The organism is Streptomyces sp. PR69 (assembly GCF_026420845.1).
GTDB lineage: Bacteria > Actinomycetota > Actinomycetes > Streptomycetales > Streptomycetaceae > Streptomyces.
The window spans coordinates 1-25757 of the sequence record NZ_JAOWCB010000002.1; the positions used below are offsets into that span (position 1 = coordinate 1).

Annotated in this window: 11 protein-coding genes and 1 pseudogene; 4 read left to right on the forward strand and 8 right to left on the reverse strand. The window is 70.6% G+C overall.

The features are described from left to right. Positions 1–185: 185 nt before the first annotated feature. Entirely contained in the window at positions 186–1028 is an 843-nt protein-coding gene (locus OF819_RS01795; RefSeq protein WP_267241493.1) for a PE-PGRS family protein, read from the reverse strand. Positions 1029–1135: 107 nt separating this feature from the next. Continuing rightward, a pseudogene (locus tag OF819_RS01800) lies at positions 1136–2353 on the reverse strand (LacI family DNA-binding transcriptional regulator); the annotation flags it as partial. A gap of 36 nt (positions 2354–2389) precedes the next feature. Here OF819_RS01800 and OF819_RS01805 point away from each other — a divergent pair. Continuing rightward, positions 2390–3220, forward strand: coding sequence for an IS5 family transposase (locus OF819_RS01805; protein WP_267241494.1), 831 nt, complete (start codon positions 2390–2392; stop codon positions 3218–3220). 24 nt (positions 3221–3244) lie between these two features. Here OF819_RS01805 and OF819_RS01810 read toward each other — a convergent pair whose 3' ends face one another. From OF819_RS01810 to pglX, 5 genes are all read right to left on the reverse strand, one after another. Further along, on the reverse strand, positions 3245–5368 hold the full coding sequence (locus OF819_RS01810; protein WP_267241495.1) for a DEAD/DEAH box helicase: 2124 nt from the start codon (positions 5366–5368) through the stop codon (positions 3245–3247). Beyond that, complete coding sequence (gene brxD / locus OF819_RS01815; protein WP_267241496.1) at positions 5365–6696, reverse strand: BREX system ATP-binding protein BrxD; 1332 nt, start codon at positions 6694–6696, stop codon at positions 5365–5367. The genes OF819_RS01810 and brxD overlap by 4 nt, the downstream gene beginning before the upstream one ends. Beyond that, a complete protein-coding gene (pglZ, locus tag OF819_RS01820; RefSeq protein ID WP_267241497.1) occupies positions 6693–9515 on the reverse strand; it encodes a BREX-2 system phosphatase PglZ in 2823 nt (940 codons plus the stop codon). The genes brxD and pglZ overlap by 4 nt, the downstream gene beginning before the upstream one ends. Further along, positions 9515–13483, reverse strand: coding sequence for a PglY protein (locus OF819_RS01825; protein ID WP_267241498.1), 3969 nt, complete (start codon positions 13481–13483; stop codon positions 9515–9517). The genes pglZ and OF819_RS01825 overlap by 1 nt, the downstream gene beginning before the upstream one ends. Before the next feature lie 502 nt (positions 13484–13985). Beyond that, positions 13986–17741 carry a BREX-2 system adenine-specific DNA-methyltransferase PglX gene (gene pglX / locus OF819_RS01830; protein ID WP_267241499.1) on the reverse strand — a complete coding sequence of 1252 codons (3756 nt, stop codon included), beginning with the start codon at positions 17739–17741 and terminating at the stop codon, positions 13986–13988. A 163-nt stretch (positions 17742–17904) separates the two neighbouring features. Here pglX and OF819_RS01835 point away from each other — a divergent pair, with 163 nt between their 5' ends. From OF819_RS01835 to OF819_RS01845, 3 genes are read left to right on the forward strand one after another with little or no spacing between them, the layout of a single operon-like run. Continuing rightward, positions 17905–18414 carry a hypothetical protein gene (locus OF819_RS01835; RefSeq protein ID WP_267241500.1) on the forward strand — a complete coding sequence of 170 codons (510 nt, stop codon included), beginning with the start codon at positions 17905–17907 and terminating at the stop codon, positions 18412–18414. Next, positions 18411–19802, forward strand: coding sequence for a KGGVGR-motif variant AAA ATPase (locus tag OF819_RS01840; protein ID WP_267241501.1), 1392 nt, complete (start codon positions 18411–18413; stop codon positions 19800–19802). The genes OF819_RS01835 and OF819_RS01840 overlap by 4 nt, the downstream gene beginning before the upstream one ends. Next, positions 19799–21283, forward strand: coding sequence for a hypothetical protein (locus tag OF819_RS01845; RefSeq protein WP_267241502.1), 1485 nt, complete (start codon positions 19799–19801; stop codon positions 21281–21283). Before OF819_RS01840 ends, OF819_RS01845 begins: the two co-directional genes overlap by 4 nt. 4 nt (positions 21284–21287) lie before the next feature. Here OF819_RS01845 and pglW read toward each other — a convergent pair whose 3' ends face one another. Continuing rightward, positions 21288–25733 carry a BREX system serine/threonine kinase PglW gene (pglW, locus tag OF819_RS01850; protein WP_267241503.1) on the reverse strand — a complete coding sequence of 1482 codons (4446 nt, stop codon included), beginning with the start codon at positions 25731–25733 and terminating at the stop codon, positions 21288–21290. Between the last annotated feature and the right edge of the window lie 24 nt (positions 25734–25757).

The window sequence follows — 25757 nt, forward strand, 5'->3', positions numbered from 1 at the left end:
TCCGACCGTGCGCGGCAGGGGCCTGGCCGGCCACGACTTCCACGCGAAGCCGACAGGCGACCAGCTACGGCCGTTCCTCGACGGCTGGCACCCGCACCGGCCGGAGAAGGAGAAGCCACCGGAGAAGGAAGAGTCCCAGGCGGAAGCCACGCCGGCCAAGCCAGCGCCGGATCCATGGCGCGGCTTCACCGACGAACGTCTGGACCAAGGCTGGAGATATGGACCCCGAGGTCGCGCTCAATGGTGGAGGCGATGACGCCGTGCCCGCGGTCGCGTAGGGCCTTCACCGCCCGCTCGACCAGTTGCCCGAGCCGGATGACCTCGGCACGCAGGGCGACCAGCTCGTCGTAGCGATCGGCCTTGTCCTGGCCGCACCACTCACGGACGGTCCGTAGGACGGCCGCTTCCGCGTCCAGCTTGCGGTCGTCGCGGCGGCTGTAGGAGTACCAGGAGGACTGGGTGCGTTCCTCGTCGATGGCCTGCTGCTTGCGGTCCACCTCCGGCAGGATGTCGTCGGCTAGGCGGCTGGCCACGTGGCGCGCGATGCGCTCGGTGACCGGCCACCCGACCAGGCACAGGCCGTCGCGGTTCTCGTAGACCATCGGATCGCCGCGCAGCTCCGCGGGATCCATCCCGACAACCCAGGCGCTCTCGTCGAGGCGGCCCATCTCCAGGATCCCGGCGTCCGCGACTCCGCGCCGCAGGCGCAGCTTGCTCTTCGGGCGGACGAAGCCGAGGATCAGCCGCGCCGCCTCGAAGTCGGCACTCCCCCGTACGTCCCGCGACGCCTCGGCCAGCGCCAACTCGCTCGCGTCGTCCGAACGAAACGCCTCGACCTCCTCCCACCGTGCCACAAGGGAACTCGGGTTGACCCACTCCTGCAGTCCGGCGTCGTCTCCTTCGAGGAACCGCACATGGAGCCAACCGGACCTGCCGCGCTCGCCTGCCCGTACGACCTCGACCCGGCGGACCGCGCTCCCCAGCTCCTTCGGTCTCGCGCGGTACGCCCAGTGCTCACCAATCTCCATGTGCCTATTGAGCCAGGTCCGCCGACGCCTTCACCTGGCATTTGACAGATTCGCCAGAGCCCAGGGCTCGTCGCCGTTCCCGTTCGTGCGGTGCACGCCCGGCGTCATCACACACCCGTCGGTGCCAGCCGGGCATCTAGCGCTGCTTCCCAGCGCTCTGTCAGGCCATCCATGAGGCGCTGGCGCATGCCGGGGGTGACATGGGCGTAGCGGGCGGAGACGAAGCCGTCGATGTGGCCCATGCGTTCGTCCATGAGGACCTTCTCGGTGCCGAGGTCCTCCATCATGGTCCGGTGGGTGTGGCGAAGGCCGTGGGGCGTGAGGCCCTTGGCGATCGGGAGCCAGCAGGCGTCGGCCCGGTCGCTGGCACCGCGGCCTCTTGCCGGGATGCCGGGCCAGGGCTCGCCGAGCAACGGCACGGGCCAGGCTGGCTGTGGAGCCTTCTTCGGGTACCAGCCGGACACCGCCGGGGTGAACAGCCACGTGGCGAAACCGTTTCTTCGCCAGTGGGCCGCGTGCCCTGACACCACTCCGCCCCGCACGAACCCGAGGTCCGCGATGGCCTTCTCGACCCGCACCCGCCTGGTCTCGGTGACACGGTCGGGGTGGTTGAGGACGTTGGACACCGTCCCCGTGGACACCCCGGCGAGGCGTGCGACGTCGACGAGCTTCGCGCCCTGGTGGCCGCCGGTCCGAGCCGTGCCCTGCCCTCGGAAGACGTACGTCTTGCCGTGGCAGGAGCACGGCGTCGGCTTCGTACGGGCGACGTGGTTGGCGACCAGGGCCGACAGCCAGTCCATCGAGTCGATGGTGCGATAGCTGTCGTCCTTGGGCAGGCACCGGATCAGTTCGCCCCTGTCGAGTTCGTACAGCTGCCATTCGACGCGGACCGATCCGGGCCGGGCGTACTCGGTCTCCAGGCCGACGATCTCGCCCCAGCGCATGCCGGTGTACCCCTTGAGGACCACGGCGCGGCCGGACAGCAGGGCGGCCCGCTCGGCGGTCAGCAGGATGCCGAGCGCATCGGTGACGACCTTCTCCGGGCCACGGTCCCGGGAGCGGCCGGCGCGCTTGCCGCGCCCCCGCCGCCTGGCTGCCGGGTTGGACGTGATCAGGCCCTCGTCGATCGCGTCCTCCAGGATCAAGTGGAGCGTCGAGCGCCAGGTCTTGACGCTGGAGGCCGCGTACACGGCCTTCTCCTTCTTCTCCCAGACGTCGACGTCCGTCCGCAGGATACCGGCGAGTGCCTTGTCCTCGAACTCGGGGAGCAGGTGCTCCTCGATGTGCCGCTTGTAGTTCTGCATGGTCGACGCGGCTAGAGCCTGTCGTCAAAGTGATCTTGGATTGTGGACCATGGTGTGGTGATACGTCGCCATGAGCTGTCTGATGCCGAGTGGGATCTCATACGCCCGCTGCTGCCCCGGCCCGCGCTGGGGCGGCCGCGGCTGGACGACCGGATGGTTCTCAACGGGATCGTGTGGAAGTTCCGCACCGGCGTCCCCTGGCGGGACGTGCCCAAGCAGTATGGGCCGTGGGCCACACTCCACACCCGCTTCCGCCGGTGGCGGCGGACGGCACGTTCGACCGGATACTGTGAACCGTGCAGGCGCAGGCGGACGCTGCAGGCGACATCGACTGACGGTGTCGGTCGACTCCACGATCATCCGTGGCCACCAGCACGCGGCAGGGGCCCGAAAAGAGGGCGCCACAGCCCGGCCCTCGGACGGTCCAGAGGCGGTCTGACCAGCAAAATCCACCTCGCTTGCGACGCGATCGGCCGACCCCTCGCCTTCGTGCTGACCGGCGGCAACACAAACGACTGCACTCAGTTCACCGCCGTGATGGACGCCATCAAGGTGCCCCGCCTCGGACCCGGCCGGCCACGGCTGCGGCCCGATCACGTCATCGCCGACAAGGGCTACAGCTCGAAGGCGATCCGCACCTGGCTCCGCCGGCGGGGCATCGCTCACACCATCCCCGAGCGAGCCGACCAGGTCCGCAACCGAGCCCGCAAGGGCAGCCTCGGCGGCCGCCCTCCGGTCTTCGACAAGGAGGTCTACAAACACCGCAACGTCGTCGAACGGTGCTTCAACCGCCTCAAGCAGTGGCGAGGCATCGCCACCCGCTACGACAAGACAGCAGAGTCCTACAAAGCAGCCATCACCCTCGCATCAATCCTGATGTGGGCCTGACACTTTGACGATAACTCCTAAGGCCTACACGCCCTTCGTGATGAAACGTACCGGCTCGGCGAGAATGGCAGCAGCGGAGTCCAGGTCGGCCAGCCGAGCGGACAGCGTTGCCTCAGCCAGCCTCGGCGGCAGCGCGTCACCGAATTTCAATCCCCGCACCGCCCGCTCGTCAACGGCGGGAAGGCAAAGCCGCTCCGGAGCGTCGCTCACGGCCTCCTTCCATGACACGGGGGTGAGGTCCTCCCGAAGCCGGATCCAGTGGTCGTTGATCCTCTGGGCGGGCACCGCGACGCTTTCCAGGGTCGCGGCCAGCGTCGCGTTTGCACGGTGGCCCGCCCAGGTCCACCAGCGCGCCTGCCCTGCTGTGTCGCGCACGACCAGAGTGCCTCCCGGATGGACCCTCTCTAGAAAGTGCTCACGTGCCTCCACCATTGCCGCGGTGGCGCGCCGGGTCAGGGTGACAGGAGGATCGGCGCCAAGCAGTACCTCACGCACGGCACGGGTAACTTCGAAGGATGCCCCCTGGCCGAACCCAGTGCCGCTCCACTTCGCCTTGCCGCCACCGTCGGCCGGCTCAACGAAGCAGCGCTTGCGCCGCCAGTCGATGTAGGTGACCTGCCAACTGCGGCCGGCAAGGAGAAGCCGACGGGGGCCGGCGACCTGCTCGGTGAGCAAGGCGGGGTCGGTACGGCCGATCTCGGTGCGGCCTTGGAGGACGGTGAACTGCGGTGGGGCGGTGAAGACGGCGGTGAGGTTCATGAAATGGCGGTGCCCGTATCGCCGTTCGGCTTCCGGGCCGATGAACAACAATCCGCCGTCCCGGTCGAGGTAACCCTCCTCGACGAGGTGCCGGACGATCGGTTCCGCCGACCCTCCGAACGGCCCCAGGCCGTTCCACCACTCCTGCCACAGCCGGTCTCCGACGCGGTGTTCCTGAAGGCAGAGTGCCAGCAGTTGCTGGGCGACGATGTGCCGGGGATCGGTCGGCGCGATCACGGGTTCCACCCAGCCTCGCGACCACTGGAGCAGGAGTCCGGCGGCACTCAGCAGACCGCCCTGGTCGAGTGTGAGGAAGAGGCAGTTGCGTGTCGTTCCAGGGCGGCGCCCGGTACGTCCCAGGCGCTGCAGGAACGAGGCGACGGAGGTGGGTGCGTCGATTTGAATGACACGGTCCAGGTCGCCCACGTCGATGCCTAGTTCGAGTGTGCTCGTGGAGATGATGACGCAGTCACGCGCTTCGGCAAACGCGGTCTCCGCGCGTCTGCGTTCGTCGAGGGAGAGGGAGGCGTGCGAGAGGAACGTGGTCACGCCCTTGGCCCGCAGCTTGGCGCCCAGTTCCTCGACCAGGCGCCGTGACTCGCAGAAGACGAGCCGCTTCTCGCCACGGTGGAGGACGCTGATGACGGTCGCCGCGTTGTCGAGCGAGCCGACGTAGTCGAGCTGAATGTCACCTGGTGGTAGGGGAGCCGACGTCGGCTGGGTCTCGGCCAGGTGGGGCGCGATCACGCGGCCCGGGCGCCGCCCTGCTCCCGATCCCTGGAGCCAGGTGAGCAGGGCTTCGGGGTTGCCGACGGTCGCGGAGAGGCCGACGCGCTGCAGGGAGCGGCCCACGACGCGCTGCAGGCGCTCCAGTACGGCGAGCAGGTGCCAGCCGCGGTCGTCGCCGGCGAAGGCGTGGACCTCGTCGACGACCACGGCCCGCAGGCCGGAGAAGAAGGATGCGTGGTCAACGTTGACGCTGACCAGCATGGCTTCCAGCGACTCGGGGGTGGTGAGCAGCACGTCGGGCCGGGAGGCGAGGATGCGCCGCCGGGCGCCGGCCGGGGTGTCGCCGTGCCACAGGGCCGCGGTCCGGCCGAGCCAGGCGGTGTAGGTCTCCACGCGCGGCAGCAGGTTGTTCAGCAGCGCCTTGAGGGGGCACACGTACAGCACCGATGTGCCGGACCAGCCCTGGGCGTGCATCCGGGACAGCAGGGGGAAGCAGGCGGCTTCGGTCTTGCCGCCGGCCGTCGGGGCCAGGAGGAGGGCGTCGTCTCCTGCCGTCAGTGGCGCGACGGCGGCCTTCTGGAGCGGGCGCAGGTCCTTCCAGCCCAGGGTGTTGACGATGTGGTGGACCAGCGCCGGTTCCAGGCCGTCAGCGGCGGTCACTGCAGGTCCAGCTCGATGTCGTCCGCCCGGTCGGCGGCGGCGTTACGTTCGGTGTCCGTCAACTCGCCGCCCGAGATGGTGAGCTGGTAGTGCTTGCGCGGGTCGAAGTCCTCGAACTCGTCGACACGGTCGAGGACGTCGGCGACGAGCTTGCGCAGGAAGACGCGGGGGGCGATGCCGACGTTGCCGCCCAGCCCTCCGGTGACGGCGGTGGCGAGTTCGCCGACGTAGGCGTCGTCGACCCGGGCGGTGACACGCTCGGGATGGCGGGCCACGCCCCGGTAGAGGTCCCGCGCTTTCCGGCCGAGTTCCCCCAGGCGCGGGAGGTCGAAGCCGGGCAAGCGGAGCTGGACGGCGCGGGGGGAGTCGAAGCGCGCATCTGTGGTGAAGTCAGTGGCGAGCCGCTGGGCCAGGGGCGGGAGCCGCTGGACGCCCTGCTGGCCGTCGTAGAACGCCGGGGTCCCGGTGATGACGAGGAAGAGGCCGGGGAAGCGGCCGGCGTCGATCTCGTCGAGGAGCTGGCGCAATGCGTTGAGGCCCTTCTCCCGGACATCGCCGCGGACGCGTTGCAGGGTCTCCGTCTCGTCGAGTACGAGGAGCAGCCCCGGGTGGCCGCAGTCGCGCAGCACGGTCAGCAGACCTTGGAGGAAGCCGAGCGCGGCGAAGTGGTCCAGGTCTCCACGCACTCCGGCGGCCCGGCGGGCGGAGGCGGCAACTGACTTCTGGCCGCCGAGCCAGGCGATCAGGGCTTCCGACGTCGCGCCGTCCCCGGCGGTGACGGCACGGCGGTAGCCGCGCAGGGCGGCGGCGAACGCGGGCGTGGTGCGGGCGACGTCGGCGAGCCGGCGTTCCATCAGCGTGTCCACGGCGTCGGCGAGGGCTTCCTCGTCGTCCTCGTCGATCTCCGAGCCGTCGAGGACCTCCTCCTCGAGGGTGTAGAACCACGAGTCAACAACCGCGCGCAGCGCGCTGGGCTGGTGTGTGGCGGTGGCCAGGCGCTCGGTGAGCCGGCGGTAGACCGTCTCCAGCCGGTGCAGCGGTGTCTCAGTCTCGGAGATCTGCACTTCCGCGGTGGCGAGTCCGGCACGTTTGGCCCGCTCGGCCAGCCAGCGGGCGAAGAAGGTCTTGCCGGAGCCGTAGTCGCCGCGGACGGCGTGGAAGGCGGCACCGCCGCGGGTGACGGTGGCCAGATCGTCTTCCAGGGCGGCTGCGAACCGGTCCAGTCCGACCGCGAACAGGTCGAGGCCGGACTGCGGGACCGTGCCTCGCCGCAGGGCGTCGATGACCTCGCGGCGGCGGACCGCGCTCACGGAAGCGGGGTCGGTCACGCCTTCTCCTCCTCCCGCTGTCCGTCTTCGGCCTCGTCCGTCTCCGGCACGCTCTCCTTCGGCAGGAACTGCTCGCGCAGGAGCGGCACGTCGAGCTTGACCGCGTGTCCGCCGTCGATGAACCCGAGGACGGGATACCCCTCGACGTTCAGCAGCCGCTGCACCGTGGCGACGAAGCCCTCGATGTTGCGGCGGACCCGCCCGGTCGCGGAGATCGCCGCGGCGAGAGCGGCCGGGGACATCGTCCCGCCCGCCGAGACGAGTGCGTCGATAACCGCGGCTACCACCTTCGCCTCGGGCGCTTTGCGGACGTACTCCTTCTGGGCCGCGTACACCTCGCTGCTCACCACCGTGCTGCCCAGCGACTCGGCCACTGGCGGTCCGGCTTCCGACCGGGCGGCCGGCGGCGCGTCGGTGGTCGGCGCGCTTTCGGAGGGTGCCGTGGGTCGGGCGGGCGAGGGCACCGCCGGCTGATCAGCGGGCACGTCGGCGGACTCCGGAACGTCACCGATGACCTGCGTCCGCCACCAGCTCGGCGTGGACAGCTCGCGCGGCAGCGGCACCCAGTCCCTCGGGGCTTCCTCACCGGCCGGCAGCAGGACGAGCACCGGGACGGTGACTTCGGCCAGGGAGGCTCCGCCGTGGTACCCGGCGCGCCGCCCGGTGTAGCGGATGTCCTCGCGCCACGGCAGGACCACTGCTCCCCCGCCCTCTCGCACCCTCGGGCCGTGGACGGCAATCTCCCCTTCCCCCACCACGTCCCCGGTGCGCCAGCGGGCGGACTCCGCGCCCTCTGCGGCGGCCGTCGGGCCGTCGGTGCGGCTGCCGCGCTCCAGGACGTGTCCGTGGTCGGCGACGAGGATGACCGGGCGGCCGTAGCTGCGGGCGGCGGCGAGCAGTTCCCGCAGGTGCGTGACGTCAGCCAGGGACCAGGTGGTGCCACGGCCGTGCCGGCCGTTGTCCAGTGCCTCGTCGATGGTGTTGAGGACCACGCCCACCACGGCGTCGGAGGCGAGGGCGGTCATGAGTTCGTGCGAGAGCGCGTGGCCCGCTTCGCCGCCGATGGCGGCCTTGTGGAAGAGGGCTGCCGCCTTGCGCCGCCGCTTCCAGAAGGCGGTGAAGCCGCTCGTCTCGGCCGACTGGCCGCCCTCGGCTGCCTCGCCCGCCAGCAGGGAGGCACGGCTGACGCGAGTGATCGAGGGCAGCATGGAGACGGCGGCGAGCCGTGCCGGGGTCTGGCCTGCCTCCGGGCGGGGCACGATCTCGCGCCAGCCGTCGCGTTCCGCCTCCTCGCCGAGCTGGACGGCGACCGCGCTGCTCATGCCGTCGAGGACGAGGAGGAGCGGAGCGGCCTGGCCGGTCAGCGGGCGTACGACGGTGTCCAGCACGTTCTCGACGACGAGGCAGCCGTCGGGGTGCTGGGCGGTGGCGTGCGCTGCCCAGGCGGCGAGCCTCCGGGCGAACTCCTGATCGAGGCGCTGCCTGCGCTCACGTGCCTGCTCGTAGAGGGCTCGCAGGTCCCGGCCGGTCTCCACATCACCGTCGGGGTCGCCCGCCCACAGCACGGTGAGCGCTCGGTCCACCCAACCCCAGTCGGAGACGTGGGCCCGTACGGCGGCGGCCACGCCGGTGACGGCGGGCTCGGGGCCGTTGAGCCGGCGCGCCACTCGTACGGCCGTCTCGGCGGCCTGGACCTGGTCGGGGCGGAGGCCGGCCAGGGCGTGACCGAGCAGGTCGGCCAGCGCGGCCACACCAGCGGCCGGGGAACGGCGGGCTTCCGCGACGGTCCGGCGCAGTTGCGCGGTGAAGCTGGAGGGGAGGAAGCGGCTCGCGATGAGGCCGAGGGTGAGGCCCGCCCTGTCAGCCAGCTCGTCGGCCCGGGCCAGTACGGCGTCGACGCGCTGGCGGGCGTCCTGGCTGGTGCGGGCGTCGGCGATCCAGCGGGTGAGGATCCCCTCCACGGCGTCGGTGAACACGGCGAGTTCCGACCGCCGGGGCATGACCTGCCCGAACAGCCCGCCGAGGGCGAGCACGGTGTCGGGCTGGGCTGCCGGATCCCGCAGTGCGGCGCCGAGCAGTCCGAGGGGCAGGGCGTCGTGGCCGAGTCCGGCCTCGGCGAGGGACAGCAGGACGGGGACGGCCGGTCCGGCGACCTCCGCGAGCCACTTCTTCAGTTCGGCGCGCTCGGTGGCGCCCAGTTCGGCGAACCGCCGGGGTCCGGCGGGTGTGCGCGACCAGGCGAGCAGCGTGTCGGCGTCGAGGGTGACCTGCCCGTCTTCGCCGGAGGAGCCGTGCACCGCGCGCAGGCCGAGCCGTTCGGCGCTGAGGACGCGCAGGGCCGCGTCCCGGGTGAGTACTCCACCGACGCGCGGCCAGCCGCCTTCGGCCGGCTCCGCTTCGACCAGGGCTTCCAGGAGCCACCGTTCGCGGTACATGCGCGGGTCGAGGGCGGTGGCGCCGAAGCGCTGGAGGACGACCTCGGCGTTCTCGACGGTGAGGGTCTTGCGCCGTACGGCCCTGCCGCGCACGTCCCAGCCGAGCTGCTCGTCGTCGACGCCCGTCGTGACGACGAGCACGTCGGAGGAAGCGGCTGCGCTCCGGTGCTCGCGCAGGGCGGCGACCACGCCGAGGACGGAGGCTTCGTCCCGCACGTGGACGCGCCGCGCCTCGCCGTCCAGGGTGACGGTGAACCGGGGCGGGGCGCCGGACGCGTACTGGCCGTGGACGAGCACGAGGCTGCGCTCGCCCAGGTCCTTGGCGTTCGCGGCAAGCAGGGCCTCGACGGTACGACGGCCCACCCGGGGCAGGACCGGGGCCATCAGCAGGCGTTCCCGTCGCCCGGTTCCGCCCCGGTCCCGGCGGAACCGTCAGGACCGGACCCGGTGTCGGTGACCGGCTGCCAGGAGACCTGGATGCGGGTGCCGGGGTGGGCAGCGAGGTAGGCGCGAATCTCGGCGTCGAGCTCGGCGACCGTGGTGGCCAGCGACACCTCCAGCCGGGTGGGCTCGATGAGGTGGACGGCACGCTGGCGACCGGCCTGTCCCGGGACGGCGGTCTGCGCGCCGCCCTGCCCGCGGGAGACGTCGTCCGGCGTGGAGGGCTGGTCCGGCGCGGGCGTCGAGGGGACGGAGGGCTTGCCGTGGTCGGTGAGGCTGATGTCCTCGGCGGTCGGCTCCGGTGTGACCGGTGCGACCGGGGTGCTGGGCTGGGCCGCCTGGGCAAGGCGGGTGGCCTCGCGCAGCAGCGCCATCACGGTGTCCGGGAGCCGGTCCAGCACGGGCACCAGCGAGACGGCCTGCTCGTGGTCGCGTGCGGTGCGGTGCACCTCGTCCAGGAACCTGGCCGCTCGCTCGCCTACGCCGCTCTCGCGTCCGACGAGGTCGCGGCAGACCGTGTCCAGCAGCGACCAGTCGGTGCCGCGCAGCGCGGCGGCCACTTCCGGGGCGTGCCGCAAGGCGCCCGCGATCTCCTCGTCGGTCACGTCGTACGCGGCGGCGGCCAGCTCCCGCACGCACGCGGCTGGTTCGGTGGTACGCAGTAGCCGGGCGACGAGGTCGGCGGCGGCCTTGGTGGACTTCAGGCGGGGCGCGTCGACGCCGCCGGGCCCGGTCAGCCCGAGGTGGGCGGCGTGCTGTGTCAGGAGGGTGCGCACTTCGCCGAGGGCCACGCGATGTTCCTCCGCAACCGCGCGCACGCCTTCGGCGAGCCGAGCAACGTTGCGGGCGAACAGGACCCGCGAGACGGTCCTGCCGAAGATCGTCCCGGCGCGGCCGAGCGCGGTGTGGAACTCATCCTCGGTGGGCAGTTCCACAGCCCTCAGGCCATACCCGGGGCCGATCCGCTCCAGATCCGGTGCCTTGGGCAGCGGCGAGGTCTGGTACACCCAGGTGCGGTCGTCGAGCAGGGCGTACGTGGCGATGATCAGGTTGCTGACGTGGCGGTCGAGGCCGGTGTAACCGAGGTCCTCGATCCACCGGCGGATGTCGTCGACGGACAGTTCCGGGCCGGCGTCGGGGGTTTCCGCAGCCTTCTTGTTGATGCGCAGGCGCCAGTCGGTGGTCACGTTCAGCGGCCCGTCGTGGACCTCACCGAGCTGGAGGGCGTGCACGATCCGGCGGACGACGGGGAGGTGCTGGCTGTCGACCACAACGCGCCGAGAGCCGTCCTCCATCGCCCTCGTGATCCATTCGAGCGTGGTCTTCAGCTCGCGGGTGGTGACGGCCTTGCGGGTAAGCCGCGGGTCGAAGTCGGGGTGCTTGGGATGGCGGGCGCTGAGGAGCCCGTCGGCGAGCAGGAGGAGGTTCCCCTCGAAGCCGACTGCTGGTTCGGGCCGGGTGCGAGTGAAGCCCGGCTGGAGCGAGATCAGGTGGTGGCTCTCGGGCACCTCGGCGCCCGCGGTGCCGGGCTCGGCCCTGTTGATGCCGTAGAGCTGGAGCAGCGCGTCGGTGAGCTGACTGGTCAGGCTGTCGCGGGACGCCTTGAGCTGGTTGCGGATCTGGACGCGCTCCTCGGCGGGGCGGGTCGCGGTGTGGTCGTCAAGCCGGTCACGCTCCAGCAGATAGTTGATCTTGAGGAGGCGGCCGAGGCTGCGGGCCTTCTGCTCGGACAGGAAGTGCGGCAGCCAAACGATCGTCGGTGCCGTCCTCCCTGCGCGCTTCATCCGCTCCACCCGCTGCACGTCGTCCATCGGCGAGCGGCCGTGGTCGTCGAAGGGGTAGTCGAAGACGAAGCGGATGTTGCCCTCGGTCTGCGGCGTGAACTCGGCGTCGGGAAGGTGCGGGTCGCGGACGTTGCCGAAGACGAACTCGACCGTGCGCTTGGTGCCGCGCCAGACGACCGTCCGCTCGCACACGAACGCCTGGGCGTCGGGGATGCCCAGCGCCGCCCACAACTGGTCCTTGATCCACTGCCGGCGGTAGCCGTCCTGGTCGGCGACGCCCTGCACCTCTTCCAGCAGCGGCTCGACGTCCAGGTCGGACAGGTGCAGGTGGAAGACGGGGTCGGCGGGGTCGCCCTCGCTGCGCAGCTCGCCGTCGAAGCCCTCGGCCTGGAGCTCCTGCAGGCGCTTGACGGCGACGGCCCCCGCGTCCCCCACCCGGGTCCTGATGGTGCCGTGGTTCAGCGCGGCGAGCCGGCCACCGGTGAGCCGGGTCAGGGCGGGCACGTTGGGCGCGAGGGAGGCCAGCAGCAGCGTCTTGACCAGGCGCTCGTCGGTCTGGAAGCGCTTGTCGTCCGCCGAGCCGTACTTCGTAAGCAGGTGCTCGCGGACGCGGGCGTGGAAGCGGTGCGCGATCTCCGACTCCTTGCGGAGCTTCGCGGTGAACGCCTCACCGGTCCGTTCGGCGATCACGTCCCACAGGTCGCCGATCGGAACGAGCTGGCCGAGCCGCAGGTCGTCGCGGTGCCGCCGCAGCAGCTCCTGCACTAGCTTGAGACCGGTCCGCTCGCGCTGCAGCGCACCGGACAGATCGACCAGTACGTTGAGCAGCGCCGGGGAGAGCGGATACAACGTGCGGAAGTCGTCCCAGCTCGCCTCGGTGCGCCCCTGCGCATCGAGCAGCACCTGCCGCACCTCGTCCCGCGACGACTCCACGAGCTTGAACGCGTCGTCGCGCGCCTGCTCCATGCCCGGACGGGGCGCGAGCACGCGATGCTTGATGATCTCGACGAGATTGCTGTCCTCCAGCTCCACGACGTCGATCCGGCCCGCGAGGTAGTCGACCTGCTGCTCCAGGTTCTGCACGTCGGCGCCTGCCACGTCGGAGCCGATGAGCTGGGACAGGTCGCGCTGGCGGGAGATGAAGGAGACGATCGGCACGGGCCGGCCGCTGTCGGCGGACTCGATCAGCTTGACCAGCCGCTGCACCTGGTCCCGGACGAAGTCCTGGTCTCCCATGTGCGCCTGGAGCCACAGGATCAGCTCGTCGAGGAAGAGGACGACGCCGTCGTAACCGAGCGACTGGGCGTGGCGGGAGACGACCTTGAGGCCGTTTTCCAAGGGGATGAAGGACTGCGCGTCACCACGGGCGGCCTGCGTGTACGCGGCCATAGGCCCGGTCAGCAGCGCCGACACCAGCCGCTCCCGCTCCTCGCTGCCGGGCGGCGCGGCGAAGGCCCGGTCCAGCTCGGCGGTGCTCCAGCCGCCCGTACCGGGCAGGTCGGCTCCCCCGTCGATGCCCGGCAGGTCGTCCTCGTCGTCCTCGGCCCCGCCGCCGGGGATGGCCGCCGCACCGGCTCCGAGCCACTGCCGAAACTTGTCGTCATCGCCGAGGAACTTCCGCTGCCTGTCCGCGTCGGCGAGCAGCGCGTCCGACCGGTAGACGGCGGGGGTCGCCGCCTCCGGGTGCAGCTCCCGCACGGTGTGGACGTACCCGCCGAGCAGCGCCGAGTCGAGATCGGTCGATCCGACCAGGTGGTACGGGATCATCAGGAACCGGCTGCCGCCCAGCCAGTCCCGGTGCTCGGCGACGACCTCCTTCAGCCCCCGCTTGTCCAGCGCCCCCTCGTGGCCGTTGAGCACAGCGTGCAGCACGGTGAGGAAGTGGCTCTTACCGGCACCGAACGAGCCGTGCAGGTAGGCGGCGTGCGAGTCCCCCGTACGAACGGCCTTGGCGACGATGCCGAGCGCCTTGCGGAACGCCTTCTGCAACTGCTCGGTGACGACGTACTCCGCCACCCGCTCGTCGGCCTCGTGGAAGCCCTGGGAGAGATCGACCTTGAAATCGCCCGCGTGGACGTCCTCCTTGATGTCGATGACATCGCGGAGAAAGAGCTCGGTGGTCGACATCAGGCGATCATTCCCTCACTGTGCTGGCGGCCGGCCCGGACAGCGCCCCCCTCAGGCGTTGGCGCAACGTCCATCTTGCCAGGTGGGTCCGGCAGTGGGAGGGGAGATCGCCACCGCTTCGGGGCAGGGCAGCACAGTGGGTGACCGTCCGCAGACGGATCGCCGGGCGCGCTCACGTGCGGTGTCCGGCGCGGGTGCCCGCCGGGAGATCCAGCTCCGCCCACACCGTCATCCCCGGCCCGGTGCGTTCGGTCACCCCAGGGGGAGACCAGAGCACCGACCAGAAGCAGGCTCCGGCCTCCGTTGGCGCCGTCAGGCAAAGCCAGGCCCTGAGCCCGCAAGCTGTGCATGTTCGCGACTCCAAGGACACCCGAATCCAGCCCCTGCTCGTGTCCCCCCACCGCCTGGTCGGCCTTCACCGCGCACGCGTCCGGCACCGCCCGCTGAGTCACCGGTCGGCAGCTCGGAGGAGAGCACAGCGGCTCTCCCCTCTTGCCCTGTGCTACGCGTCGCCCAGCTCGGTCTGTTCGGTCGTCTCCCGGCGCTGTACGGCCTTCCGTCCACGCGTCTTCCGTACCGGACGCCAGTCCTTCATCTGCGCCTCGCTCACGCCGTGTGTGCGCAGGTACCGCTGGAACTCCGCCTCCAGGTCCTCGGCCGGCGAGCCCTCCCACTCGTCATCGTAAGCGCTGTACCACTGGTGTACCCACGGCATGACCTCATGCAGTCCGGCTAGCAGCGGTACGAGCCGTTCGGCGCCCCAGGCATCGCTCCTCACGCGCGTCTCGATCAGTTGCGTGAGGGCCAATGCCTGGTCTTTGGGGTCCCAGCCAGCCCAGCCGAGCATCAGCGTGGAGTCGCTGTCCGGACCCGCCTCCGGGTAGGAGATGAAGCGTTCCTTGGGGACGTCGAGCTTGCCGCGGTGGATCCAGTAGGACTGCTTGAGGAAATCGGAGGACTTGTACTTGGTCGGCGGGTCGATGGCGAGCCTCGTGCCCGTACGATCTTCCTCTCGCTGCTTCTCCCAGACTTTCTCCCACTCGCGGCGGGTACGCAGGCCGGAGTCCTTGTAGCGCATCGCGGCGAGGTAGGGCACGTGCTCGTCGGCGATGATCTCGTTGAGGACCTGTGCGAGGGGGAGGTCCGGTTTCTTCAGGTGGTCGGCGGCGTAGAGGGCGGCGACCGAGGTGAAGTCGGGGTCGGAACCGAGCCGGTCGGCAACATTGTTGACGGTCAGCGTCCGGGGTCGGCGCATCCCCTCATGCATTTCAAACCACAAGTTCTCGTCCTCGCAGCGGTCCAACAGCCAGTTCCGCAGCGCGGCACGTTCCTTCTTCTCCCATGAGTCGGTAGCCCAACGCCGCTTGCACTCAGGGCGCTCGATGAGGGCGATGTCCTTGCGGCTGGTGATGAGGTCTATACGGGCCTGGACGATCTTCCGGTACCAATCCGGCCAACGGGTGGGGATCTTGGTGACGGGCTCCGAGCCGTGGCGCGTGAACCAGGCGGTCTCCACCTCCCCTGCTTCGACCTTCCGCGCGAGGACGATCTCGAAGGCGCGCTCACCGAGCCTGACCTCGGGGATAGTCTCAAGGTCGGCTGACGGGGTCCCGGTCCGAACGACCTCACGGTCGGTGAGCAGCCCGTAGAGCCCGTAGACCTGCCAGTCCAGTTCCTCTTGCAAGGCGATCATGCGGCGGCGGACCTTGGCGTGCACGTCTCCCGCGTCATCCAACGCTTGCCGCGTAGGCACGGCAGTTGCGGCCACGGCCGAAGGCTCAGACTCGGCGAGCTTCTGCGCCTGAGCGTCGAGTACGCGGCCGAGGTGACGCGAAAGCTTGGCCGGGAGCGGGAACTCTTGCAGCTTGGTCCCAGTGAACTCATATCGGTCGATCCACGCTTCGGGGGTCCACCGATTACCCCCACCACTCGAATTGTCAGTTCCTCCCTTGGCCTGACTGACCTGCTTCAGCCAGAAACAAGCCGCCGAAGAATTGAGCACGCCCAACAGCTTCAGGTGCTCATCCTCACCGGTCCCCTCGGGCAGCTTGATCACAGGAGCGGACTGCTTGAACACCTTCCCGCCCCGGTCCAGCACGAAGTGGTTGTGCGTCGCCACGAACGCGAACGCAATGCCCAAGGGCACCGAGTAGCGTTCCGGATGCCAACGGCTCCACTCGTACCAGGTCAGCCCGATTTCCTCGTGCGTGCCGCCGGGCTCGCGGCGCAGCCTGAGCATGCTGCGCTGCGCCCACAGCAGACGCTCGGAAGCCGGGTCGGAGATGCTGGCAGACAGGTCGCGACCGTATGGGAACAGCGCCTCGGTCTCGGGTTCGAGGTCCCAGTCCCGGATGACGGTGCCCTCCACCAACGGCACCACCCGACTCGCCGCCACTCCGTGTCTGGTCCAGGTGCCCGGCGGAGCGAAGTACGCCTCGTCCGCACCCGTGTGCGCGGTGCGCCCGATCAGCTTCACGCGCGAGCCCAGCAGCTCCGCCCCCGCAGCGGTGAGCTGACCGAACACATCGGAGGCGCCGCCGCCGCTCAGCGACCAGGGTGCCTCAGCGAAGTGAGTGCGGTCGAAGTCCGCCACCGAGACCCAGTCCGTCTCGCTGCCCGGCCGGTCGACGTACCTGACGATCTCCTTCCAGACCCGCCCTTCGGCAGCGTTTTCCGGCTGCTCCGGCTCTCCGCGTACACCCAGCACCGCCCGGATGGTCCTGCTGCCGCTGGGCACGCGGTTGCGCCCCACGAGAATGACCGTGGGAGTACCGTGCCCGGGAATATAGGCGCCCGAGGTGTCGATCACGTGCGACAGCTCGACCTCGTTCCGGAAGACCACCTCGATCAGGTTGCGTCCGAACTCCCGCTTCATGAAGGAGTTCGCAGTGATCTGCCCGACAAATCCACCGCCGCCCTGGCGCCCGCCCGGTCCCTTCACCGCAAGTTCGAACATGCGCTGCGCGAACGGCACCGACAAGGCGAAGAGACCCACACAGGCGTCGTAGCCCTTCTTGTAGTTCTCCTTCTCCTGCTTGTCCTTCACCGTGATGTACGGCGGGTTCCCCACCACCACGTGATACGACCCCCGCCCCAGCAAGTCCACCCGCTTCGCGTACTCCCACACATCCTCCGTGGCGTACGCGTACGTCTCCCCCTCCTCGCGCCCCACCACCGACTCCGCGAACAGCGTGTCCAGGTCGGTCTGGATGCCGGCCGCTTCCCGGCCGTGCAGCAGTGAGTCACCCACGGCCACGTTGATGGGGAACGGCGGCGCGTCCGCGAGCCGCCGCGTGCCCGCCGCGCGCATCGCCGCAACCAGGAGCCGGAAGCGGGCGATGCTCGCGGCGAAGGGGTTCTTGTCGCAGCCGTGGACGGACTCCAGCACCCGGCGGACCAGCGTCCAGTCGTCCGTGCCGGGTTCCGCCTGGCGCCACTTGTCCAGCAGGCGGTGGAAGATGCCGAGCAGGAAGTGGCCGGAGCCGCATGCCGGGTCGATGGTGCGCAGGCCGCGGCGCTCCCGGCCGTCGGGGCCGGTCCACACGGGGTTGAGGCCGAAGCCCTGCCCGTCGTCGGCGACCGCCGGTTCCAGGGTCAGGTCGAGGATGAACTCCTCGACGAACTCGGGGGTTTGCAGCAGCGCGTACGTCTTGCGGGCATGCTCGCTCAGGTCCTGGTAGAGGTCGCCGAGGAAGCGGGTGTCCCACTCGGCGTCGGTGAAGTCGTAGCGGATCTCGCCGTCCGCGCCCCAGCGGCGCCAGAACATCAGCAGTTCCGTCGCCATCTCGTAGCCGGGGGTCAGTCCCCACAGCGGATTGTGCCGCTCGTCGAAGAGGCCGGCGGCCGTCTCGTTGGTGCTCGCCAGGTGGCGGAACGCCTCGATGAGCCAGTCGCGGTTGTTGTGGTGCGGGTAAGTGCGGAAGTGCGCCTCGTGCCGGGCCTCCGCCTCGGCGAGACGTTCACCGGGTCCGGCGAGGTACGGCTCGTCGATCAGGCCGTTGTCCTCGCAGAAGCGGACGAAGACACAGCCCAGCACCCACGCCACTGCGGCCTGTGTGACACGCTCGTCGCGCCAGGCCGGGTAGGACAGGGCGGTACGCCGGGCCTCCTTCGCCTCGCGCCACTCACGGTCCAGGCGGGTGCGGAACTCTTCCTCGGACTCGCTGCGCGACCGCAGATCGTTCTCCAGGTCGACGACCAGCTTCTTCAGGTCCTTGAGCAGGCCCGCCTTGTCCGTGCCTGTAGTCGTCACCGTCACTCTTCGCTTCCTTCTCCCTGCACCGCGTCAGCGCCCCACCGCGTCCTGAGCGGACCGGACCTCCCATCCTGCCGCACCCGCGCCCCCGGACCGCGGCCCAGGGGAGTCGCAATCCGGGAAAGGCCCGCGCGACCCTCCTGATCGACTCGTTAAAGTGATCGTCGTGACGGCCTCGACACCCTCCGCGACCCAGCCGCCCGCGTTCGCGACGGCGAGCAGGAACCACTATCGCGCGGCTACTCTGGCCGCGGAGAGGGACCTGCGGATATCCGCCGACCATCTGGCCGGGCTGGCCGCTGAGTGCGCCGTGAAGGCGATTCTCATCGACTTCCTCGGCTCCCGGCTCAACGCTCGGAACATGCCGGAGAATCCGGAAGTAGAGGCTCTCTATCGTGTGGGCAACACTATGAAGTGGAAGAAACAGCACGGGCACCTCCCCGAGCTGTGGGAACACCTCACCGCCATCGCCCACCGCCGCCGGGGAGGCGGATCGGGCGCGCTGTTCACGCAGCTCATATGGGAGAACCCGTTCGCCGGCTGGGACGTCGCGGACCGCTACTGCGACGGCACCGCGATCACCGAGGCGGACATAGACCGGCACCTGAAGGCCGCGTACGCCCTCATCGCCGCCCATGAGCAGGCCGGCATCCTGGGAACGAGGACCCGCGCATGAGCCGTTCCCGCGCGCGGTTCGACACCGCCTGGCAGGCCGCCCTCGACCATGCCCGGCAGGCCGCCGCACAGTTCGGCATGGACGTCGTCGTCACACGGGATGTGCTCGGTCGGGCCTGCCTGCTCATCGACGACCAGGGACGGCCCCTCGCGCACGACGACGCGAACGTCGTGGCCCTCCGTGACTCGTTCAAGGCCGCCACCCGCCCCTTCACTGGGCTCGAACCTCTGCTCTTCGGCGACAAGCTCTTCGCACCCGAGCTGTACTTCGATGCCGACGACCGCGTGGAGGTCAGCCCCCGGCAGGCCACGGGCACCGGGGTCGGCAGTGTCCACGCCCTGGAACGGACCGTCATCGGCACCGACTGGGCCCGGAGCGCCCCCGCGCCGAACGCCGGAGCGTCCCGCCGCCGGGACCGGCGGGTGGCGCTGTACGGCTTCAAGGGCGGAGTGGGGCGCACCACCGCCACCGCCGTCCTCGCCCGATACCTGGCCGGAACAGGCCGCTGCGTGCTCGTGGTGGACCTCGACCTGGAGTCCCCGGGCGTGTCCAACCTGCTGGAGGACGCCGCCGGCATCCCCCGCCACGGCATCGTGGACCACCTCATAGAGGGCGGCGTCGGCAACGCCGACGGACTGGAGCTGGTGGCGCGCAGCTCCGCGCTGCCGTTCAAGGGCAACGGGGAGGTGTGGCTGGCACCCGCGGGCGGCTCACCGCTGGAAGGGGAGCCGTACGACTACCTCGCCAAACTGAACCGCATCTACAGCGACCTCGCCGGGCTCAACCCCGGTGACGGCGAACGGCCATTCGCCGCGCGGCTTGAAGAGGCCATCGCCGCCTGCGAGGACCAGGTGACCGAGCTGTCGCGGCCACCGGACGTCGTCCTGCTGGACAGCAGGGCCGGCATGCACGACATCGCGGCGGTCACCCTGACTCATCTTAGCGGGCTCGCACTGCTGTTCGCGGTGGACAACCCCTCCACCTGGGAGGGCTACCGCATGCTGTTCACACAGTGGCAGCAGCGTCCGGCCCTGGCGCGGGAGCTGCGGGAGCGGCTGCGGATCGTGGCGGCCATGTTCCACTCCGCCGGGGACGCGAAGCGGCTGCCCACCCTGCGCGACCGCGCCCAGGAGCTCTTCGCCTCGACGCTCTACGACCAGCTCGACACGGACGAGGACAGCGACGAGCTATACCACCCTCCCCTGGAGGACGACGACGCGCCGCACGCCCCCATTCCCATCCTCTTCGGCAACGACCTGGTGGGGCTGGACCCTTTGCGCAGCCGCGACTGGCCTGAGCTGCCCTTCGTCGAGGCCGCCTATCGGACGTTTACTACTACGGTGGAGCGTCTGCTGCCGAAATTGAACCCCGCCTCGGAGTCCTCATGACCGCCGCCCCGACCACCGACGAGTACCGCACCCTGATCGCCAGCGCCCTCGGTGCCGCACTCGACGCGGACACGGACGGCCCGGACCTGCGGCGGCTGTTCACCCCGTCCAGCCACCGCCTCGCGCTCGACCCGGACGTGACCGTGGTCCGGGGAGCGCGCGGCACAGGCAAGACGTACTGGGCGAAGGCGCTGACCGATCCCGAGCTGAGGGAAGTGGCCGCGCGGTCCTACATGATGCCGCGACTCCGGCGGGTCCGGGTCACTACCGGGTTCAGGACAGGCGGCAACAGTGAGACCCCTTACCCGGGTAAGCGCAAGATCGCCAGGCTGTTGCGGGACGTGGTTGATCCCGAGGGCTATGAAATCTTCTGGCACGCAGTCGTGATGATGGCGCTCGACGTACCGGAGATCAGGAGCATTCCTGACTGGTCCGACCGTATCCGCTGGGCCGCGGCGAACGAAGACGCGTACGACGACGCGCTAGGCAAAGCCGACCGGGAGGCCCGGGACAGCGGCGAGACGCGCGTGCTGCTCTTCGACGCCTTGGACCATCTTCACGCGGACCGCACAACCGCCGACGGGCTGGTATCGGCGCTGTTCCAAGTGGCGCTGGAACTAAGGCTGACCACAGGGGCTCTGCGCGCCAAGATCTTCGTGCGCCCGGACATGTACGACAGCGCGCCCAAGACGTTCCCGGACGCTTCGAAACTGGGGGCGAACGCGGCCGACCTGACGTGGAGCCGAGAGAACCTATACGGGCTGCTTTTCCACAGGCTGGGCAACCATCCGACTACCGAGGCGGAGAAGTTCCGGGCGCAGTACGGCAAGTGGGAGGTGCAAGGTGAGGGGCGGTTCATCGCGCCGGTCGACCTGATCGCCGACGAGAAGTGCCAGGAGCGGGCTTTCGTCGCCCTGGCTGGGCCGTACATGGGAACCGACCGGCGCAAGGGTCACACCTTCACCTGGGTGCCGAACCATCTCCAGGACGGCAAGGGACGCGTGAGCCCGAGGACCTGGCTGCTCGCGCTGCGCACGGCTGCGGACCTGACGGCGGCGCGGTACGCCATGCAGCCGTACCCGCTGCACTACGAGGCGCTCCGAGAGAGCCTGCACGAGGCGTCGCGGGTCCGGGTGGACGAGTTGAAGGAAGACATCGGCTGGGCCGCCGCAGCGATCGGGCAGCTTGAGGGCGAACAGGTACCCATGGAGCCGTCACACGTCCGCTTCCTGTGGGAGCAGGGTGGTCTTACTGGCATTCTTCGGGACATGGTCGCCGCCGACGAAGGTGCCGAGGGGCCTGAGCGAGGACGCGATGGGGGCAGCGGCCCCCGTGACGCCGACGATCCCTTCGCGCTCATAGAGGAGCTGGTGGAACTCGGCGTCCTGACCAAACGCACCAGCGGCGCACTCGACCTCCCCGACGTGTACCGGCTGGCGTTCAACATCGGCCGCAAGGGCGGGGTGCCCCGCAAGTCCTGAGCCGTCAGCCGGTGGTGCCCACCGGCACCCGCAGCGTGTCCAGGAACTCCTGGTCCAAGTGCGCCCGTTCCCCGTCACCGCCGATCACCTCCACCGTACGGCCGTCCAGTTTCGGCTCCTGCGCGCGCGTCTCGACCGTGCACAGCAGCCACAGGCCGTTCGGAGCGTCGGCGGGGCGGCGTGCCGCGTTCTGGAGCCGGACGAGGAAGGCGTGGCCGCCCTCGTCCCAGTAGCGGGCGACCAGGCCGGCGTCGTGCAGGAACAGCACGGTGCGCGGGGCGTCGGCGCGGGCGAGCACCACCTGCTCGACGCGCTGCCAGACCACCCGGACGAAGGACGCCAGCCCCGGCTTGATGCTGCCGGGGGTGGAGAGGCTGTCGGCGCGCAGGACCTTCTGCCAGTCCTGGCCCTTCTCCGCGGCCAGGGCGTGGAAGGCGGTGAGGAACACGTCCGACAGGTCGACGGCCTCGACCGGGAAGGCGGCTGCCACGGTCTCCGCCGCTCCCGCGAACGCGTTCGGCTTCACCGTGAGGGCGAGGAACCCGCCCCGCTCCGCCACGGCGGTCAGCCGCTCCCGCAGCGGGCCGTGCGGGTCCTGACGGTCGGCCCGGGTTACGGGAGTGGGCGGCTGGTAGCTGGTGAGGACGCCGGTGGAGCTCCACGGCCCCCGTGAGTCCGGCGCGCGGGGGAAGAACTTCTCCGCCTCGTCGTCGTACACGAGATCGAAGCGCGCCCCTTCCAGGGCGTCCAGCAGTTCCACATGGGTGGGTTCCCGGGAGCCCGACACCAGGTCCAGGCCCGGGAAACGGGCGCGCAGCCGCGCCACCAGCTCGGTGACGGTGATCCCCCGGTCGCGACGGACGCCCGCGCCCGCCTGGGAGATGCGCAGCGCCCGCTCCAGACTCAGGTCACGCGGGTACAGCTCCAGCCGGGGCGTGGCCGCGACGCCGGGGGCCGTCGCGGCGGCCAGGGACACCAGGCGGGTGTCGGCGAGCGGGGCCAGTCCGTCGGGCGCGGGCACGGACCGCAGGACACGCAGGACCTCGCCCCGGCCGGGCAGGGGGTCCTGCCGCGCCAGTCGTTCGGCGGCCTGGCCGAGGAGCGCCGCGTAGTCCGCCAGCTCGCGCGGGCTGGGGTCGTCGGTGCCCGGCAGTGACTCGGCGGCAAGCAGGACGGTGTCACCGCGCCGGTGCACGGCGAAACGGGGCTCGTGCTGCCCGGCAGGGTCCTCGTCCTGGCGTTCGGCGGTCTCCGCGTCGGCGGCGGCCCGGACGACGGCCAGAGCCCTGGCAAGCGTCCTCGCAGGGGTGTCCGCCCCGGCGCCGTGGCGAGCGCGCAGTTCGGCCGCGGCCTCGTCGGCGGTCATCACCCGGCCGACAGCCTCGACGATCTCGGTCAGCTCGGTGCGGACTGGGGTCAGCCAGTCCGCCTCGGCCCACCTCCTGAGCTCGTTCCGGTGGTGGCGGGATACGGAGGTCTGCTTGATGCCCAGGTGGTCGGCGATCCGGGCCTGCACGGGCCATACGCCGAGCGGGGACAGCCCGCCGTCGTCCAGGGGCAGTCCAAGGGTGAGGCGTACGACGTCGGCACGGTGGGAGCCCTTGCGGCCCGGCTCCGGGGCGAGGAGCGCGGCCATGTCGTCTATCGACGGGATGCGGGTCTCGTCGGAGCCGGGGACGGAATGCGGCGGGGCGGCGGCGTCGGGCGCCTGCCGGCGGGGGGGCGCGTAAGCCGCCGTCGAGCGCAGCGCGGTGGCCCACTGCTTGCGGCGCCGGTTGAGTTCCTTGCGGACCAAGGCGCCCGCGCCGCGCGCCTTGGAGATGGCGTACGGCTGGATGTCCAGCAGCTCCCCGACCGTCGTGGCGCCCAGTCCGCCGGCGACCGACACGGCACGCGGGGACAGGCCGGCGGCATCCAGCGGCGTCGTCAGGTCGGCCGCCGCGGCGGCCCGGTCGCGGGCCTCCTCCGGGTCATCAGACGAGGTACCCACGGTGGAGGGGGTCGTGGCGGGCGCGGTCGCGTCGGCAGCGCGGAACACCTCCCGCCAGACGTCCCACATCTGCCGCAGCGTGTCGAAGCGCTGCTCGGTGTCGCGGTGCAGCGCACGCTGGAAGAAGGCGCTGAGTCCCTCGCGCAGCGCGGGCTCGAACAGCTCGGTGGCGACGTGGAGTTCGGCCGACTCATTGGTCAGCGGGTCGAGCTGCCCCTCGCCCCACAGCGGTCGCTCGCCGCTCGCCATCTCGTGAAGGGTGACGGCGGCTGCGTACCGCTCCGCGTGGTCGTCGTAGTGGGCGCGGCGCATCGAACCGAGGAACGGGTCGAGATAGCCGCGCGTGCCGGCCTTCACGTCCCGGTCGGAGGCGTCCGTCAGGGAGAAGTCGAACAACTTGAGCTGCCACGTGCGGTCCTTGCGGCGCTGGATGCCGAAGTTATCCGGTTTGATGTCGCGGTGGCGCACGCCCTGCGCGGCGAGCTGGTCCAGGGCGTGGAACAGGTCGTCCGCGAAGCGCTCCAGCTCGTGGTAGGTGAGTCGCCCTTTGCCACGCAGCCGCTCGCCGAGCGACTGCGCGCCGGCGTACTCCAGCTCCAGGACGGTCCGCCCGCCCAGCTCCCGCAGCCCCTCGCCGCGCAGCTGGACGACGGAGCCGCCGCCGACCTTGCGCAGCGCCCGCGCCTCGGCACGCAGCCGCCCCGCCTTCTCCTCGTCGAGAGCGACCTTGAAGACGTGCTCGTCAACCTGGGTGCGACCGTCCTCGTCCTCCGTGGCCCGCTCCACGAGCAGGGCGCGCGCGGTGGCGCCGGTGCCCAGGACCCGGCGTACCGTCCACTCGGCGTCGAGCGCCTGACCGGGCACCGCTTCGAGCGGGTCGACGCAGGTCGCCGCCGGTGAGTCCGGGAGGATACTGGCGCGTTCCGCCTCGTCCAGCAGGTCCAGGAACGCCTCGGCCGAGCCGAGCCGCTCGTTGACGTCTGCGCGGGTCGCCCGGAAGACCAGGTCGTCGAGGACATCGGGCAGGCCGTCGGCCACCGCGAACAGGTGCAGCCCTCCGTCACCGCGGAGCCGTTCGGCCAGGTCGCTGCGCTGGGTGGCCGGCGGGCGGCCGGTGAGGATCAGGTAGGCGACCGCGCCTAGGCCGAAGATGTCCAGGTCGGCCGGGTCCGCGTACGGCTGGTCCGACTCGGGGGCGAGATAGACCCGGGCCGCGTCCTCGATCAGGGCGGCGTCGAGGGCGGAGCCGCCGATGGAACGGAAGAACGTGGCGTTGCTGTCGAAATCCCGCGCCGCGGTCTGCCAGTCGGTGATCCGCAGCTCCGGAGCCGTCCCGTCGGCCCGGAACGACACGTACACAGAGCGGGCCGCGAGCGCCCGGTGGTAGAGCGAGCGGTTGTGCGCGTAGCGGACCGCCTCGGCGAGCTGCCGGACCAGATCCAGGCGGATCTCGGGCGTCAGCCTGCCGCCGTAGGTGTCCAGGTACTGGTCCAGGCGGAGATCGCCGTGGCGGTGGCGGAAGAGGATCGCCGGTCCGCCCTGGTGCTCGCGGTAGTCGAGCGCGTCGACGATGCCGCGGTGGGTGATGCCCTGCAGCACCTGGTACTCGCGGCGCGCAGCGCGTTCGGTGGCTCTGCGGGCCGCCTCTGTCGCCATCTGGCTCACCAGATAGATGCGGACCCGGCCCTCCTCCTGGACGAGGCCGTCGTCCCGGGTGGCCAGGCGGTCCTCCCAAGACGGTCCGGCGTCCAGCGGGTGCGGCTCCATCTTCCAGGCGTCGCCGAAGCGGAGGTGGGCCGCGGACTGACGGATCCCAATCGCCTTGAGCAGCTGCGGCAGGGTGTGCCGGGAGAACTCCGGCGTGATGCGCCGGTCGGGACGGTCCGGGGGCAGACCGAGGAAGTCCTGCCAGATCCGCTTCAGGCCGCTACCGCCGTCGTCACGGCCATAGACCTTGATCTGCTGGACCTCGTCCAGGTGGCTCTCGAGGTCGGGCGACGACAGGAACACAGCGGGCTCGACGCGGGGGACCACCCGCTCGGACAGGCCCAGTTTGCGAGCTGCCCACTGGAACTGGCTCTTCAGCTCCTTGGACTTCAGGTCGGTCAGGTGCAGGGGGTTGTTGATGGTACGCATGCGGTCAGGTCCCTGGAAGTTCCAGGTCGACCCGGTATTGCGCAGCTGCCCCGGATGCCCCTTGATCTCGATGAGGAAGAGGCCGGCGGGAACGGCGATCAGCAGATCGCACTCGTTGACGCGGCCGGACATCGCGGTGAAGGAGAACGTGGCCCAGGCGCGGAACGGCTCGGCCTGCGGCATGAGCCCCCGCACATGGTCCAGCGCGTCCTGCTCCCACGGGTACGGCGAGGGGCGCTCCTGGAACCACTGCCGGGCGGGGCGCGGCGGGCCCGGCTTGGGTGTGCCGGGCCTCGGTGCCGACGTGCCTGACTGAGCTGTCACCGTCCGGCCTCCCCAGGCTTTTCT